16 protein-coding genes and 1 tRNA gene are annotated in these 14,579 nt (G+C 63.3%); 13 read left to right on the top strand and 4 right to left on the bottom strand.

Going from position 1 to position 14,579, the window contains the following annotated elements; translation table 11 throughout:
* Positions 1-73 precede the first annotated feature (73 nt).
* Positions 74-643, top strand: coding sequence for a cell cycle transcriptional regulator TrcR (locus tag PHE40_RS03355; RefSeq protein WP_299957989.1), 570 nt, complete (start codon positions 74-76; stop codon positions 641-643).
* A gap of 70 nt (positions 644-713) precedes the next feature.
* Here the strand turns inward: PHE40_RS03355 and PHE40_RS03360 are convergent, their stop codons facing one another.
* Positions 714-881 carry a YdcH family protein gene (locus PHE40_RS03360; protein ID WP_299957992.1) on the bottom strand — a complete coding sequence of 56 codons (168 nt, stop codon included), beginning with the start codon at positions 879-881 and terminating at the stop codon, positions 714-716.
* A 158-nt stretch (positions 882-1,039) separates the two neighbouring features.
* Between PHE40_RS03360 and PHE40_RS03365 the strand changes: the two genes are divergently transcribed.
* The 3 genes from PHE40_RS03365 to PHE40_RS03375 are packed head-to-tail and all read left to right on the top strand — an operon-like array spanning position 1,040 to position 2,840.
* A complete protein-coding gene (locus tag PHE40_RS03365) occupies positions 1,040-1,243 on the top strand; it encodes a YdcH family protein (RefSeq protein WP_299957995.1) in 204 nt (67 codons plus the stop codon).
* Positions 1,240-1,725 carry a 5-(carboxyamino)imidazole ribonucleotide mutase gene (gene purE, locus PHE40_RS03370; RefSeq protein WP_299957998.1) on the top strand — a complete coding sequence of 162 codons (486 nt, stop codon included), beginning with the start codon at positions 1,240-1,242 and terminating at the stop codon, positions 1,723-1,725. The genes PHE40_RS03365 and purE overlap by 4 nt, the downstream gene beginning before the upstream one ends.
* Positions 1,722-2,840, top strand: a complete 1,119-nt coding sequence (locus tag PHE40_RS03375) for a 5-(carboxyamino)imidazole ribonucleotide synthase (RefSeq protein ID WP_299958001.1) — start codon at positions 1,722-1,724, stop codon at positions 2,838-2,840. Before purE ends, PHE40_RS03375 begins: the two co-directional genes overlap by 4 nt.
* On the opposite strand, the gene PHE40_RS03380 is transcribed toward PHE40_RS03375, so the two are convergent.
* Both PHE40_RS03380 and PHE40_RS03385 read right to left on the bottom strand, forming a co-directional pair.
* A complete protein-coding gene (locus PHE40_RS03380) occupies positions 2,827-3,891 on the bottom strand; it encodes a glycosyltransferase family 4 protein (RefSeq protein WP_408838465.1) in 1,065 nt (354 codons plus the stop codon). The two genes, PHE40_RS03375 and PHE40_RS03380, sit on opposite strands and share 14 nt — an antisense overlap.
* Before the next feature lie 4 nt (positions 3,892-3,895).
* A complete protein-coding gene (locus tag PHE40_RS03385; protein ID WP_299958004.1) occupies positions 3,896-4,804 on the bottom strand; it encodes a UDP-2,3-diacylglucosamine diphosphatase in 909 nt (302 codons plus the stop codon).
* 169 nt (positions 4,805-4,973) lie between these two features.
* On the opposite strand from PHE40_RS03385, the gene PHE40_RS03390 reads away from it, so the two are divergent.
* The 8 genes from PHE40_RS03390 to PHE40_RS03425 all read left to right on the top strand — a co-directional run bounded on the left by PHE40_RS03390 (position 4,974) and on the right by PHE40_RS03425 (position 13,718).
* Positions 4,974-5,846: a diacylglycerol kinase family protein gene (locus PHE40_RS03390; protein ID WP_299958006.1), complete on the top strand. Its 873-nt coding sequence runs from the start codon at positions 4,974-4,976 to the stop codon at positions 5,844-5,846.
* A 73-nt stretch (positions 5,847-5,919) separates the two neighbouring features.
* Positions 5,920-6,900 carry a malate dehydrogenase gene (locus tag PHE40_RS03395; protein ID WP_299958008.1) on the top strand — a complete coding sequence of 327 codons (981 nt, stop codon included), beginning with the start codon at positions 5,920-5,922 and terminating at the stop codon, positions 6,898-6,900.
* A 220-nt stretch (positions 6,901-7,120) separates the two neighbouring features.
* Positions 7,121-8,740: a proton-conducting transporter membrane subunit gene (locus tag PHE40_RS03400; protein ID WP_299958011.1), complete on the top strand. Its 1,620-nt coding sequence runs from the start codon at positions 7,121-7,123 to the stop codon at positions 8,738-8,740.
* Between the two features lie 5 nt (positions 8,741-8,745).
* Complete coding sequence (locus PHE40_RS03405) at positions 8,746-9,702, top strand: respiratory chain complex I subunit 1 family protein (protein ID WP_299958014.1); 957 nt, start codon at positions 8,746-8,748, stop codon at positions 9,700-9,702.
* Positions 9,699-10,358 carry a hydrogenase-4 component E gene (locus tag PHE40_RS03410; RefSeq protein WP_299958017.1) on the top strand — a complete coding sequence of 220 codons (660 nt, stop codon included), beginning with the start codon at positions 9,699-9,701 and terminating at the stop codon, positions 10,356-10,358. The genes PHE40_RS03405 and PHE40_RS03410 overlap by 4 nt, the downstream gene beginning before the upstream one ends.
* Entirely contained in the window at positions 10,355-11,809 is a 1,455-nt protein-coding gene (locus PHE40_RS03415) for a proton-conducting transporter membrane subunit (RefSeq protein ID WP_299958020.1), read from the top strand. The genes PHE40_RS03410 and PHE40_RS03415 overlap by 4 nt, the downstream gene beginning before the upstream one ends.
* Positions 11,806-13,173: a nickel-dependent hydrogenase large subunit gene (locus tag PHE40_RS03420; protein WP_299958023.1), complete on the top strand. Its 1,368-nt coding sequence runs from the start codon at positions 11,806-11,808 to the stop codon at positions 13,171-13,173. The genes PHE40_RS03415 and PHE40_RS03420 overlap by 4 nt, the downstream gene beginning before the upstream one ends.
* The gene (locus tag PHE40_RS03425) at positions 13,173-13,718 is read left to right on the top strand and encodes an NADH-quinone oxidoreductase subunit B family protein (protein ID WP_299958026.1); all 546 of its coding nucleotides are present in this window, start codon (positions 13,173-13,175) and stop codon (positions 13,716-13,718) included. Before PHE40_RS03420 ends, PHE40_RS03425 begins: the two co-directional genes overlap by 1 nt.
* Positions 13,719-13,766: 48 nt before the next feature.
* Here PHE40_RS03425 and ppa read toward each other — a convergent pair whose 3' ends face one another.
* Positions 13,767-14,291, bottom strand: a complete 525-nt coding sequence (ppa, locus tag PHE40_RS03430) for an inorganic diphosphatase (protein ID WP_299958029.1) — start codon at positions 14,289-14,291, stop codon at positions 13,767-13,769.
* Positions 14,292-14,386: 95 nt separating this feature from the next.
* Here ppa and PHE40_RS03435 point away from each other — a divergent pair.
* Positions 14,387-14,462: transfer RNA gene (locus tag PHE40_RS03435), tRNA-Ile, on the top strand.
* Positions 14,463-14,579: the final 117 nt, after the last annotated feature.

Raw genomic sequence — 14,579 nt, forward strand, 5'->3', positions numbered from 1 at the left:
CTTGCGAACAGCAAGAGAACAGTTGTGTCCGTTCCAGGCCTGCCGGCCTGCGGCGTTAAAAGGTATTTGAATCATGTCCCTACCCCTGATGCCCAAAGCTACCGCAGTTTGGTTGATTGACAAGACGGCGCTGACCTTCGAGCAGATTGCCGATTTTTGCGGCATGCACCCGCTGGAGATTCAGGCGATTGCCGACGGCGAGGTGGCGCAAGGAATCAATGCCTACGATCCGGTGGCCAACAAGCAGGTGACGGCCGAGGATATCGCGCGGTGCGAGAAAAACCCGGCGCTGCGGCTCAAATTGCTGGCGGCGGCGGACCCGCATCCCAAAAAGGGCAAGGGCGGGCGCTATACCCCCGTGGCCAAGCGTAACGACCGCCCGGATGCGATTGCATACCTGCTGCGCAACTACCCGCATCTGACTGATGCGCAGATTATCAAGCTGTTGGGCACGACTAAGGATACCATCCACAAGATCCGGGAGCGCTCGCATTGGAACAGCAGCAATATCAAGCCGCGCGACCCGGTGATTTTGGGGCTGTGCAAGCAGTCTGACCTGAATGATGCCGTGGCGGCAGCCAATGAGCGCCTGACCCGTGAAGGCCAAACCCCGCCGGCGCCGCCTTCAACCGAAGCGGCTTGAAGCAGGGTTGGTAAACATAAGGCGGCACAATGGCCGCCTTATGTTTATGCGATTTTGGGGTTTTTGGGGGTTATTGCGTTTTCAGGCGCTCAATTTGTTCCTTTAGCCGCAATTTCTCGACTTTCATGCGGGACAGAATCGAATTGTCCGGGCTTGGGCGGCTGTCTTCCGCGGCAATCTTGTTTTCCAGACTGGCGTGCCGCCCCTTCAAGGCGTCGAGATGCGATTGCAGGTTCATAATGCCTCCAAAATAGGTTGCCATAGCATAGCCGGAGCTGCCCATCCGGGTGAACGCCGGGAGTATCAGGCTAATCCTGTTGCCACGGGATTGTCATCTAAAATCTTGGCTAAATTTTCCGGTTTCCGGTTTGCGAAAATCCCTCTATTGCTCGCGCCATGTTGACAGACAAAGACAATCTGCTCCGCCGGTTGCATGCCCTGCGCAGTGAGCACCGGGATTTGGATACCGTGATCGCCCGTGTCACCGAGCAGGGGCCGCTCGACCAGTTGCAGGTGCAGCGGCTGAAGAAGCGCAAGCTGGGGTTGAAGGATGAGATTGCGCGGCTGGAGAGCCGGTTGATCCCGGACCGCACGGCATGAGCCAGGCTTTGGTGGGGATTATCATGGGCAGCAAGTCCGACTGGCCCGTGATGCAGCATGCGGCGGAGATGCTGGAGCGGCTGGGGGTGGCTTATGAAGCCAGGGTGGTCTCGGCGCACCGCACGCCCAAGCGGCTGTATGATTATGCCACCAGCGCGCAGGCGCGGGGGCTGAAGGTGATTATCGCGGGGGCCGGTGGGGCGGCGCATCTGCCGGGCATGGCGGCTTCGATGACCATTTTGCCAGTGCTGGGGGTGCCGGTGGCGGCCACGGCGTTGCAGGGGCAGGATGCGCTGCTGAGCATCGTGCAGATGCCGGGGGGGATTCCGGTGGGGACGCTGGCGATCGGCAAGCCGGGGGCGATTAACGCGGGGTTGCTGGCGGCGTCGATATTGGCGCTCTCCGACCCTGAGTTACGCGCGCGGGTGGCGGCGCTGCGGGCGGAGCAGACGGCTGGCGTGCCGGAGTTCCCGTTCGAATGAGGCTGGCTCCGGGGGCGGTGATCGGGATTATTGGCGGCGGGCAGCTTGGGCGGATGTCCGCCATGGCGGCGGCGCGGCTGGGGTATCTGACGCATATATTCTCGCCCGAGGTGTTTGGGCCGGCGGCGCAGGTGGCGGCTTATAACACCGTGGCGGATTATACCGACCAGGCGGCGTTGCGGCGGTTCGCCGAGGCTGTGGATGTGGTGACGTTTGAGTTCGAGAACATTCCGGCGGAGAGTTTGACGCTGCTGGCGAGCCTGCGGCCGGTGCGGCCGGGCCCGGGGGTTTTGGCGGTGAGCCAGGACCGGCTGCTGGAGAAGCAGTTTTTGAACGATGCTGGGATTGCGACGGCGCCCTGGGTGGCGGTGCATGACGAGGCGGCGCTGGTGGCGGCGGTGGCCGGGCTGGGGCTGCCCGCGGTGCTGAAGACGACGCGGCTGGGCTATGACGGCAAGGGGCAGGCGATGTTGCGCGCGCCCGGGGATTTGGCGGGGGCGTTTGCCGGGCTGGCGCCAAAACCACTGGTGCTGGAGGGATTTGTGGATTTCGCCGCGGAAATTTCCGTGATGGTGGCGCGCGGGGTTGATGGCGCGATCGTGGCGTTTGACGCGGTGGAGAATAAGCACAAGCAGCATATTCTGGACCTGACCTACGCCCCGGCGCCGCTGCCGCTGGACCTGCTGGAAGAAGCGGGGGCGATTGCGCGCACGGTGGCGGAGCGGCTGGACCTGGTCGGACTGCTGGGCGTGGAGATGTTCGTGACCTCAACCGGCGGGCTGCTGGTGAATGAGATCGCGCCGCGGCCGCATAATTCCGGGCATTGGACGATTGATGCCTGCGGGTGCAGCCAGTTTGAGATGCATATTCGCGCGGTGGCGGGGCTGCCGCTGCCGCCGGCGGTGCGCCATTCCGATGCGGTGATGAAGAATCTGGTGGGGCCGGAGGATATGGCGCTGTGGCCGGAGATTATGGCGGCACCGGGGTTGATTGCGCACCATTACGGCAAGACCGAAGCGCGACCGGGCCGGAAAATGGGGCATTTTACCAGGTTGTTTCCCAAGGGCGGGTTGCCGGGCGCCTTTGGGATCGAGGATGCGATCAGGTTGGGGTGAGGGTGCCTGGGCGGGTTTGTGCAAACGCCCGCGCGGGGACCAGATTATCCATGAAGCGTTGCGTGCAGGCGGCCCATGAGTAGGTCTGGGCGTGCGGGCGGCAGGCGGCGCGGTCGATGGTCAATGCATCCAGGGCGGCTTTTTGTAAATCCTCGTTCAGCGCGCCGACGGGGGTTGCGGTTTCGCCCAGAATGTCCATGGGGCCGGTGACCGGGTAGGCGGCGACGGGCAGGCCGCAGGCGAGGGCTTCGAGAATCACCAGGCCGAAGGTGTCGGTTTTGGAGGGAAAGACGAAGACATCCGCCCCGGCATAAGCGGCGGCGAGGCCTGCGCCATGGCGCGCGCCGGCGAAATGCGCGTTGGGATAATCACGCTCCAGGGCTTTGCGTTGCGGACCGTCACCGACGATGAGTTTGGTGCCGGGAAGCTCAAGGTCCAGAAAGGCGCGGAGGTTCTTTTCCACCGCCACGCGGCCAACGTAGGCGAAGACGGGGCGCGGGAGATTCCAGTTTTCTTTTGGTTCGGGGTGGAATGCTTCAAGGTCAACGCCGCGTGACCAAAGGCGGACATCGCGAAAGCCGCGGGCGGTGAGTTCGTTGCGCAGCGATTGCGTGGCGACCATGACGCCGGAGCTTGCGCCATGGAACCAGCGCAGCCAGGCATAGGTGAGGCGCAGCGGCATTTTGATGCGTGCATGTAGGTATTCGGCAAAGCGCGTATGAAAGGCGGTGGTGAAGGCGATTTTGCGGCGCCGTGCATAAGCGCGGGCGGCTATGCCGAGCGGGCCCTCGGTGGCGATGTGCAGCGCGTCGGGGGCGAAATCGTCGATCAGCTTCTCCAGCCGGCGGCGTGGAAAAACAGCGAGGCGGATTTCCGGGTAGGATGGCATCGGCACGGAGAAGAACTGATCCGGCCCGATGATTTCGACGATATTGCCCAAGACGCGCATTTCCTGCGCGATCATGCGCAGAGTGCGGACCACGCCGTTAACCTGCGGCTCCCATGCGTCGGATACGATGAGGATGCGGCGCAGACCAGGAAACGCGAGCAGCGGCTTAGGCTCCGGCAGACAGGGCGCGCGTGGATTCGGGCTTGCGCGGCAGGGAGGCGATTTCCGCCGCGAAATTTTCCAGGACAGCGGATTTTGAGGCGCTGGCCTTGGCGTTGGCATTACTGAGCAGCGAGAGTTTGTTGCGGGCCACCCAGTCCACGAGTTCGAGCTTGCCGTCACGGTGTTCCACCAAAGCGGTGCAGCTTTCCACCCAGTCGCCGTCGTTGAGGTACATGATGCCGTTCACTAAGCGCATTTCAGCGTGGTGGATGTGGCCGCAGACCACGCCATCAAACCCGCGGACGCGGGCGTCATCGGCGAGCGCGCCCTCGAAACGATCGATGGCTTTGACAGCTTCCTTCACCTGCAATTTGAGCCAGGCGGAAAGCGACCAGTAGGGATAGCCGAGTTTGACGCGGATGTTGTTGAAGTAGCGATTGACCCCAAGGGCCACGGTGTAGGCCCAGTCCCCCAGCAGAGCGAGGATTTTGGCGTGGCGGACCACGGAGTCGAAGGCATCGCCATGGGTGATGAGGAGGCGTTTGCCGTCAGCGGTGGTGTGCTCGGCTTCCATCTGCATTTTTACGCCGCAGACCTCGACGCCGAGGGGAATGTATTTACGCATCATCTCGTCATGATTGCCGGGGATGTAGACGACATTTGTACCGCTGCGGGCCGCGCGCAGGATGAGGCGCAGGACTTCGTCGTGGTGGTGGTCCCAGAACCAGGAGCGGCGCAGGCGCCAGCCGTCGATGATGTCACCGACGAGAAAAAGATTTTCGCATGTTACTGATTTAAGGAAATCAGCGAGGAATTCGGCGCGGCAGCCGCGCGTGCCGAGGTGCGTATCAGAAATGAAAACACTGCGATACGAGGTCATATTCATATGGCGGGCGGGCGCTGTTGCGTTCATGACTCAGGCAATAGGCCGGGAGCGCGCGCCGGTGACAGTGAAGTTTCCATGACTCAAGTCTGGAAGTTTTTGAAAAGAATGTATCATGATTATGTCATGGTGCGGTCATTCCAGTGACACATGAGCACGGCAGAAGGCGAGTTTACTCTGGTCTGCCGGGAATTTTGTGATGTTGGTTATTTTTAATCCGGTAGCGGGGCGCAGGCGGGCGGCAGCACTTTGGCGTGTGCTGGATCTGCTGATCGAAAACGGGGTTATGGTGGAGGTGGCCGAGACCCGCCATGCCGGGCATGCGACCGTGCTGGCGCGCGCTGCGGCGTGCGAGGGGCGGGCCATGGTGGTGGCGGCCGGAGGAGACGGCACGATTGCGGAGGTCGTGAACGGTCTGCTGGGCAGCAATACGGCGCTGGGGGTGATCCCGCTGGGCACGGCGAATGTACTGGCCAAGGAATATGCTCTTTCCACCAACCCGCGCGGCATTGCCAACGCCCTGGCCTACCAGCGGACCCGGATGCTTTGGCCGGGTGTGGCCAAGGTTGGGGGGCAGGACCATGTCTTTGTGCAGATGGTGGGACTGGGGTTTGACGGCGCGGTCGTGCAGGGGCTGCCGCCGCTGCTCAAGCGTGCCATCGGCCGGGGGGCGTATGTGTGGCAGTCGTTGTGGGAGTCGGTGGCGTACGGCTTCCCAAAGTTGCGGCTGCGCGTTGATGGCCGGGATTATGAGGCGGCCAGCGTGGTGGTGACCAAGGGGCGGCTCTATGGCGGGCCATATATGCTGGCGCCCAATGCCGCCTCCACGGCGCCGGGTTTTCAGGTGGCGCTGTTCGAGACACCGGGAACATTGGCGGCCTTGCTCACAGGCGCGGCACTGCCGCTGGGGTTGCTGCCGCGCTGTCCGGGGGTGCGGGTGATCGCGGGCAGCCATATTGATTTTTTGCCGGAGAATGGCGCGATCATGGCGCAATCCGACGGGGATGCCCTGGAGGGCACGCCGGCCTGTATTGTGGATGCCAGCTGCCCGATTGCGTTGATCGTGGGGTAGGGTTGCGGCACAGGGGTTGAGGCCGCTCCGGCGAAGGGATAAGGGGGGGGCGCAAATTCACGGAGACCAAAATATGAAAACCCCCGTTCGCGTTGCCGTTACCGGTGCTGCTGGTCAGATTGGTTATGCTATCCTGTTCCGCATCGCCAATGGCGATCTGCTTGGCAAGGACCAGCCGGTTATCCTGCATCTGCTCGACCTGCCGGTGGCGCAGAAGGCGCTGAACGGTGTGATCATGGAACTGAAGGATTGCGCCTTCCCGCTGCTGGCCGGCGTGGTGCCGAGCGATGACCCGAATGTGGCGTTCAAGGATGTCGATATCGCTATTCTCATCGGCTCGCGCCCGCGCGGCCCCGGCATGGAGCGCCGCGACCTGCTGGCCGCCAATGCCGAGATCTTCAAGGTGCAGGGCAAGGCGCTCAACGATGTCGCCAAGCGCTCGGTTAAAGTGTTGGTTGTGGGCAATCCGGCCAATACCAATGCTTATATCGCCATGAAGTCGGCGCCGGGCCTGCCCAAGAGCGCGTTCACCGCGATGCTGCGGCTTGACCATAACCGTGCGGTCTCGATGCTGGCGGAAAAGGCCGGGGTTGCGGTTGCGGATATCGAGAAGGTGGCGGTGTGGGGCAATCATTCGCCCACTATGTATGCCGATTACCGCTTTGCCGCGGTGGGGGGCGAGTCGCTCGCCGCCAAGATCAACGATGAGACCTGGTATCGTGAGACCTACCTCGGCGCTGTCGGCAAGCGTGGCGCCGCCATCATCGAGGCGCGCGGCCTGTCTTCGGCCGCTTCCGCCGCCAATGCCGCGATCGACCATGTGCGTGATTGGGTGCTGGGCACCAAAGGCAAATGGGTTTCCATGGGCATTCCCTCCGATGGCTCCTACGGCGTGCCGGAGGATGTGATGTTCGGCGTGCCTGTTATCTGCGAGGGTGGGGCGTATAAGCGGGTTGAAGGTCTGCCTGTCGATGAATTCTCTAAGGGCCGGATTCAACACACGTTGAACGAGCTGCTGGAAGAACGTGAGGCGGTTGCCGCGCTGCTCGGCTAGTATCTTGCGTCATTCATGACGCAGGGTACTGCGCGCGGGCTGGTGGGCGGCGCGCGCTGATATGACTGGAAAAGGCCAGGGGATTGATCTCCTGGCCTTTTTTTAATGAAGGCCGGTTGCCTGGGATGTGGGTATGCGCCTTCCGGCGCGCAGGCTGGTTTGCTATGGCTTGGTTGTGGGTAATTCCTTTGCTTTGATGTTTGGTTTGCCGGGGCAGGGGATGCATTTGCGCCTTGATGCCTTGTCCGTGCTGTTTCTGTGCATTCTCGTGCCGCAGATTGTGGCCAGCGCGCTGGCCGAGCGGCGGGGGTCCATCGCGTTCTGGGTGTTTGCGGGCGCCATGGTCCTCACGCTTCTGGCGGGTGATGCGTTCACGCTGATTTTTGGCTTCGAGCTGATGAGCGCGGCTTCGTGGCTGCTGGTGCTGCGCGGCGATGCCAGGCCGGCGACTCTGTATGCCGGCATGGCGATGTTTTCCGCCGCTTGTTTGATCCCGGCGGTGTTTCTGCCTGCGAGCTCACTCGCGTTTATGCTGGTGTTGCTGGGCGCTGGCGCCAAGGCGGGGCTGGCGCCATTGCATTTCTGGCTGCCGCGCGCGCATCCAGCGCCGCCTGCCGGGGTTTCTGCTTTGATGTCCGGCGGGATGGTGAAGGTCTCGCTCTATATCCTCATTCGCTACGGTTTTATTGAGTTCGGCGCGGCGGCGCAGCCCTGGTGGGGTTCGGTGCTGATCGTCGCTGGGGCGGCTTCGGTGTTGATCGGTGCGCTGCGGGCCATGCTCGAGGTTGAGCTGAAGACCATGCTGGCCTGTTCGACGGTTGAGCATGTTGGGTTGATCGCGGTTGGGTTGGGGATTGCGCTGCGGGCGAAGGCTATGGGCAACCTGGATCTGGCGTCGCTCGCGCTGCAGGGGGCTTTGCTTTGCGCGGTGGCGCATGGGTTATTCAAGCCGATGCTGTTCCTGGGGGCTGGGGCGGTAAAGAAGGCGACGGGGACAACGTCGCTGGATTGGCTAGGCGGGCTGATGCGCGGCATGCCGCGGTTGGGCCTGCTGATGCTGGCGGGCGCCGCTGGGATGGCGGCGCTGCCGCTGGGGCCGGGGTTTGCGCCGGAGTTTTTGCTGCTGCATGCCGTGATCAAGGCCGCCGCCACGGGTGGGATTCTGGCGCGGATCGGCTTTACGGCCCTGCTGGCGGGATTGGGCTTGAGCGCCGCGCTGGCGCTGGGCGCCGTAGTGCGGTTGATCGGCATAGGTTTTCTGGGGCGCCCGCGCAGCCTGCACGCCGCCGCCGCCGGGGATGCCAATCGTGCGACGCTGGCCGGTATGGGGTTTTTGGCGGCTCTTTGCGTGCCGGTGGCGCTGCTGCCGGGTGTGGTGCTGGGCATGATGGAGCCGGTTATCCAGCTGTTGGCGCCCAATTCCGCCCCAGCGCCGCTCAGCTATGCGCCGCTGTCGCTGTTTTTGTTGCTGGCGGCCGCGGCCGCCGCCGCGTTTTTTGGGCTGCGCCGCTTTGCGGTGCGCGGCACCCGCGAGGTGCCGGCCTGGACATGCGGATTTGGCAGCCCGCCGGCGTGGTTGCCCTTTGGCGATCCGCTGACCCAACCCAGTGCCACCGGGTTTGCCGAGCCGGTCCGCCGCGCCATCGCGCGCGGGGTGCTGGCGCCGCAGGGCGTTGACCCGGCGGAGGCTTATCTGTTGTTCCCCTTGTCGCAAGTGAGCCTGCGGCTGACGCGGGTGGCGGAGCATATTCGCCGCTCCACCATACGCCAGCGGCTTGCTTTCGTGTTTGTGGCGCTGGTGATGTTTTTGCTGGCGCTGGGGCTGAGTGAGGGGGGCTGATGGGGATGTTCCTGCTCCGCCTGGTGGCGACTCTACTGCATATCGGCTTGGTGTTTGCTCTGGCGCCGTTGTTGATGGGGCTGGTGACCAAGCTGCGGGCGCGGCTGCTTGGGCGGCGGGGGCCGCCGGTGGTGCAGCCATACCGCAACCTGCGCCGGTTGCTGCATAAGACCACGCTGGTGCCGGACACCGCGACCGATCTGTATCCCATCTGGCCATTTGTATGCTTTACCGCCACGGCCGGGGCGGCAATGCTGGTGCCGGGGTTTTCGCTCGGGCTGCTGACCGCCAACGTTGGCGATTTTATTACGTTGATCGGTCTGTTTGCGCTGGCGCGTGGCGCGACCATGCTGGCGGGGATGGAGTCGGGCTTTGGTTTTGGCGGGGCGGCGGCCGCGCGCGAGGCGCTGTTTAGCGTGTTCGCGGAGGCGGCCCTGCTGGTGATCCTGATTAGCTTCGTGCTGATTGCTCATTCGCCCACGGTGGATGGGGTGGCGGCGGCGTTCCGGAACGGGCAACTGGGCATTTCAGTTTCGCTGGGCTTTGCACTGGCAGCCATGCTGGCCGTGGCGCTGACTGAAACGGGGCGGATTCCAGCGGATAATCCCGCCGGGCATCTGGAACTCGCCATGGTGCATGAGGCGATGCTGCTGGAGTATTCCGGGCGGTTTCTGCTGTTGTTCGAATATGCGGCGATGCTGCGGCTGATGGTATGGATGTGCTTGATCGGCACGGTGTTTTTTCCTTTCGGCATGGCGCGCGCGGGGGAGATTCTCACCTGGCCGGGCGGACTGGTGCTGTGGGCGGGGAAACTGGGCGCGATGGCGGTGGTGCTCTCGCTGTTTGAGATCGGCACGGCCAAGATGCGGGTCTTCCGGGTGCCGGAATTTTTGGGCGTGGCGGTGTTGCTCGGCGTGCTCGCCGGGGTGTTTTTATTCGTGGCGGCGAGGATTGGTGGATGAATCTGGATTATCCGCTGGCGCATCTGATGGGTGGGGTGATCCTGATGTGCGCGTTCTCGATGCTCTCCCAACGCCGGCTTGCGGCGATGATCACGCTGTATCAGGTGCAGGCACTCACCCTCTCCGCCGCGGCGTTCTGGCAAGGATTCGCGCAAGGGGCGGGGGATCTCTACCTCACCGGCCTCATCACCCTCGTCATCAAGGGTATTTTGCTGCCCATGGGCATGCGCCAGATCGTGCAGCGGTTCAACATGGTCCGCGCCGTGGAAACCGCCGTGCCGGTCGGGTTCTCGATGATTCTGGGGGTTGGGTTGATTGGCATTGCGGTGCTGGTGGTGTTGCCGACGACGGTAAGCGCGGTTTCGCTCACGCGCGAGGATCTGGCGATTTCGCTCTCGGTCGTGTTGCTAGGCCTGCTGGTGATGACGCTGCGGCGCAATGCCATCGCGCAGGTGATCGGATTTCTTTCCACTGAGAACGGGCTGGTGCTGGCGGCCACCGGCATGCCGGGGATGCCGTTTGTCGCCGAGCTTTCAGTGGCGTTGCTGGTGCTGCTGGCTTTCCTGGTGATCGGCGTGTTTCTGTTTCGAATCCGCGAGCATTTTGACACGCTGGATCTGGTGGGCATCGAGGAAATCGAGAGGCGCGGACGATGAACCTTTGTTTGCCGGCGGTGTTTTTGCCGTTGCTGGCGGCGCCCGCGATTGGAGTGTTTGGCACGCGCGCGCAGGGGGCGCTGGCGAATTTGGCGCTGAACGTGATTGTGTTCGGGTTTACGGTTGGTGTGTTTTTCGAGCCTGGGAGCGGGCTGATCCATGCCGATGATCTGGGGATGATCTTTGGCGCTCTCACCAGTTTTGTTTGCATGACCACGGCGCTCAGTAATCTTGGTTTTGTATGGAGCGGCAACGAGGTGCTCAGCTTGCGGCGCTGGCGGGTGTATCATGCGATGTGCCAGGTGGTGCTGGGGAGCACGCTGCTGGGGCTTTACGCTGATAATATCGGGCTGCTGTGGGTTGCGGTGGAGGGGGCGACGATTGCCGCGACGGTGGGGGTGAGTCTCTCGCGCACGGCTTCGGCGCTGGAGGCCGCGTGGAAATATTTCATCCTCGGCGGCGTGGGCATCGCGCTGGCGCTGTTTGGCACCATGCTGGTTTATTTGGCGGCGCAGCCGGCGCTGGGGCCTGGGCTGGCGGCGATGAGTTTTACCGCGCTTGGCGCGCATGCCACGAAACTGGACGGTTCGCTGCTGACGCTGGCGTTTGTGTTTCTGCTGTTCGGCTATGGCACCAAGGCGGCGCTGGTGCCGCTGCATGGCTGGTTGCCCGATGCCTATGCCGAGGGGCCGATACCGCTGACCACGGCGCTGAGCACGTTGATGCTGAATGTCGCGCTGATCGCAATTTTACGGTTCCGGCATTTGATGCAGGCGAATTTTGCCGGCGGCGGCGGGGCGTTGCAGCCGGGGGTGTTTTTGCTGACGCTGGGGTTGGCCTCGCTGCTGCTCACCGCTTTTTCGCTCTCGCGGCGGCGTGATGCGCGGCGGTTTTTTGGTTTCTCGTCCATTGAGCATTCGGGAATCGCGGTGTTTGCTTTTGGCATTGGCGGCCCGGCGGCGATTTTTGGCGGGCTGCTGCATATGCTGGTGCACACGCTGATAAAATCGGCGCTGTTTCAGGCGTTGATGCGCGGGGCGGCGCTGCGCGGCTCGGCGGCGCCAGGAAATTATAGCTTCTCGCATCTGCGCGGCATGATCCACAGCAATAAATATCTCGGCTGGCTGCTCGGCGGTTGCGTTTTTGCGCTGACAGGCCTGCCGCCGTCTGGTTTGTTCGCCAGCGAGTTCATCATCATCAGCCAGACCATTCAGCGCGATCCTTATGTGTCGCTGCCGCTTGGCCTGGGGCTTGTTTTATGCGCGGTGGCGATCATCCGCCATGTCGGCCCGCTGGTGTTTGGCCATGCGCCGCCGCATACGAAGCACCAGAAGGCGGGGGTTGGCATTAATTTGGCCGGGTTGCAGCTGGCGCTGGGGTTTGGCATTGCCTTTGCCATGCCGTGGTTTCTGCTGAACGCGCTTTCCTCTGTCGCGGCGGCGCTGCAATGAAGCTGCTCTCAGCGCAGGATTGGCAGGCGTACCCTGGAAAATTCATCGCCCTGTGGACGGATGCGCAGTTTGCCTATGCGCTTTACCAGCCGGCGGAGCTGGTGGCGACGCCGCTGGTGGAGGGCGCTTATCCGGCGCTGCGCCATAAAGGGGCGGCGTGGTTTCAACGCCTGGCGTATGACAGCCATGGCCATAATGCCATCGGGGCGGCGGACACGCGCCCGGCGATCGAACATTTCCGCAGCGCGGACGGGACGGCGCCCTGGCCGGAGTTTGCCAGCCCTGGCGGAGAGGGGGTTCATCAGGTCGCCGTTGGGCCGATCCATGCCGCGATCATTGAGCCGGGGCATTTCCGCTTCTCGCTGCGCGGTGAGGAGGTGCTAAAGCTTGAGGCGCGGCTGGGGTATTCCCACAAAGGCACGCTGGCGCTGATGCGCGGGAAATCGCCACGGCTGGCGGCCCGCTTCGCTGCCCGGATTTCAGGCGATGCCACGGTTGCCCACAGCATTGCCTTCGCGCATGCGGCCGAGGCCGCGCTGGGAATGACGCCGCCGCCGCGCGCGGTTTATTTGCGCGCGATCATGGCGGAGTTGGAGCGTCTGGCGAACCATGGCAGCGATGTTGGGATGATCGCAGGAGATGCGGGGTTCTCATTCCTGGATGCGCGCTTCGCCTTGCACCGCGAGGCGCTGTGCGAGGCCGCGCGGGTGGCGTTCGGGCACCGGCTGATGATGGACATGGTGATACCCGGCGGTGTCGCGGGGGATACCTCCTCTGGCGGCGCGACCGCGATTTTAGCCGCCCTACTGGCATTGGAGAGCGAGCTTCCCAGTCTGACGCGCGTGTTCGAGGATTATGCCAGCTTGCAGGACCGGGTGGTGGGGACCGGCATTGTTTCGCCCGCTTTGGCGGCGGCCTATGCCGCGGGTGGGTTTACCGGGCGGGCCGCCGGGCAGAACCATGACGCGCGGGTTTCCCCCGGCTATGCGCCTTATGAACATTTTGGCTTGGAGGTTCCTGTTGAGCAGGATGGCGATGTGGTGGCGCGCATCCGCATCCGGCTGGCTGAAATGACCGAGAGCATCCGCCTGATCCGCGATATGCTGGCCAATTTACCCGATACCGTGATCGCGATAGCGCCGCCTTCGGGCAGCGGCAGCGGGCTTGGCGTGGCGGAGAGCTTCAGGGGGCCTGTGTGGCACTGGTTGCGCATAGAAGCGGGTACGATCAGCGATGTGTTTGTCGCCGATGCGAGCACGCTGCAATGGCCGTTGGTGGAGTTCGCCGCCGCCACCGGGATTCTTGCGGATTTCCCGCTGATCAATAAATCCATCAATGCCTCCTACTCGGGAGTGGATCTGTAATGGTGTGGAAAACCCTCCTGCAGCACTGTATCTCTCAGCCGGCCGCGCCGCGCAGGCAGGACCCCGCCGCCGTTGCCGCGTTGCGCCAGAGGCTTGCCGCTGCAGGGCATGAAAAACTTGGGCGTAGCCTCGCTATCCGCCATGTTGCCGCAGGCAGCTGCAATGGCTGCGAGCTGGAACTGCGGGCGACGCAGAACCTGATTTATGACCTGACGCAATACGGGCTGAGCTTTACGCCCAGCCCGCGGCATGCGGATGTGCTGCTGATAACCGGCGTTGCCGGAGACAACATGATCGCCGCGGCGCGCCAGGCACGCGAGGCGATGGCTGATCCGGTGCTCGTGCTCGCCATGGGGGATTGCGCGGTGGATGGCGGGGTTTTTAAGGGCTCGCCGGCCATTGCCGGTGGAGCGGAGGCGATTATGCCGGTGGATCTGTTTGTTCCGGGCTGCCCGCCGGCCCCGGCGCAGATTATCGAAGGGCTGCTGGCCTTGCTTGAGGTGAATGACATTCTCCCAGCCAGGCCGGTGAGGGGGCCGAGGTAGACACCAGGGGACAGCGCGCCCCCTGGTCTGGTTCGCGGGTTGCCGGTGCTACTTGGCCGCGCGGGTCAGGCTCGCGGAGATGGCGGCTTCGGCGGCGGCGCGGTCTGCCCAGCCGGTGATTTTGACCCATTTGCCCTTTTCGAGGTCTTTGTAGTGCTCGAAGAAGTGTTTGATGGCATCGCGGGTGATGGCGGGAAGCTGCGCGACTTCGTTGATGTCAGTGTACTGGGGGTGGACCTTGTCATGCGGGACGCAGACGATTTTCTCATCCATGCCGGCTTCGTCTTCCATGAGGAGCAGGCCGATCGGCCGGGCGCGGACCACGGCACCTGGAACGACGGCGGTTGGCAGCAGCACCAGGGCGTCAGCCGGGTCGCCGTCATCGGCTAGCGTGCCGGGGATGAAGCCGTAGGCGGCGGGGTAGGTCATGGGGGTGAAGACCACGCGGTCCACGATCAGGGCGCCGCTCTCCTTGTCGATCTCATACTTCACGCCTGAGCCGGCGGGGATTTCCACCACGATGTTGATGTCGCGCGGTACGTCCTTACCAGCCGATAGTTTGCTCACGTCCATGGTCAAAAACTCCCTGTTGAATTCCTGGGGCGCTATAACCCGCCGGGGCCCATCTTGCCAACGCGGCATGCCCCGCTATGTTGCGCTAGCTTTAAGCGCCGGTAGCTCAACGGTTAGAGCGGACCGCTCATAACGGTTTGGTTGCGGGTTCGATTCCTGCCCGGCGCACCATCTGCCCTTTGGGGGACGCATGCGGAAAAACCGCTGGGATGGAAAAACCCCGGGCGTGGGTCCTGCGGGGCAGTTGCCGCTCACCACCGCCGCCCCTATACCGTGCCCAACCCTTTA

It is taken from the genome of Acidocella sp., assembly GCF_028687955.1.
In the GTDB taxonomy this organism is placed as follows: Bacteria; Pseudomonadota; Alphaproteobacteria; order Acetobacterales; family Acetobacteraceae; genus Acidocella.

Coding starts and splice junctions, on each gene's coding strand:
- PHE40_RS03355 (WP_299957989.1), top strand. CDS start 74: ATGTCCCTACCCCTGATGCCCAAAGCTACCGCAGTTTGGTTGATTGAC.
- PHE40_RS03360 (WP_299957992.1), bottom strand. CDS start 881: ATGAACCTGCAATCGCATCTCGACGCCTTGAAGGGGCGGCACGCCAGT.
- PHE40_RS03365 (WP_299957995.1), top strand. CDS start 1,040: ATGTTGACAGACAAAGACAATCTGCTCCGCCGGTTGCATGCCCTGCGC.
- purE (WP_299957998.1), top strand. CDS start 1,240: ATGAGCCAGGCTTTGGTGGGGATTATCATGGGCAGCAAGTCCGACTGG.
- PHE40_RS03375 (WP_299958001.1), top strand. CDS start 1,722: ATGAGGCTGGCTCCGGGGGCGGTGATCGGGATTATTGGCGGCGGGCAG.
- PHE40_RS03385 (WP_299958004.1), bottom strand. CDS start 4,804: ATGAACGCAACAGCGCCCGCCCGCCATATGAATATGACCTCGTATCGC.
- PHE40_RS03390 (WP_299958006.1), top strand. CDS start 4,974: ATGTTGGTTATTTTTAATCCGGTAGCGGGGCGCAGGCGGGCGGCAGCA.
- PHE40_RS03395 (WP_299958008.1), top strand. CDS start 5,920: ATGAAAACCCCCGTTCGCGTTGCCGTTACCGGTGCTGCTGGTCAGATT.
- PHE40_RS03400 (WP_299958011.1), top strand. CDS start 7,121: ATGCATTTGCGCCTTGATGCCTTGTCCGTGCTGTTTCTGTGCATTCTC.
- PHE40_RS03405 (WP_299958014.1), top strand. CDS start 8,746: ATGTTCCTGCTCCGCCTGGTGGCGACTCTACTGCATATCGGCTTGGTG.
- PHE40_RS03410 (WP_299958017.1), top strand. CDS start 9,699: ATGAATCTGGATTATCCGCTGGCGCATCTGATGGGTGGGGTGATCCTG.
- PHE40_RS03415 (WP_299958020.1), top strand. CDS start 10,355: ATGAACCTTTGTTTGCCGGCGGTGTTTTTGCCGTTGCTGGCGGCGCCC.
- PHE40_RS03420 (WP_299958023.1), top strand. CDS start 11,806: ATGAAGCTGCTCTCAGCGCAGGATTGGCAGGCGTACCCTGGAAAATTC.
- PHE40_RS03425 (WP_299958026.1), top strand. CDS start 13,173: ATGGTGTGGAAAACCCTCCTGCAGCACTGTATCTCTCAGCCGGCCGCG.
- ppa (WP_299958029.1), bottom strand. CDS start 14,291: ATGGACGTGAGCAAACTATCGGCTGGTAAGGACGTACCGCGCGACATC.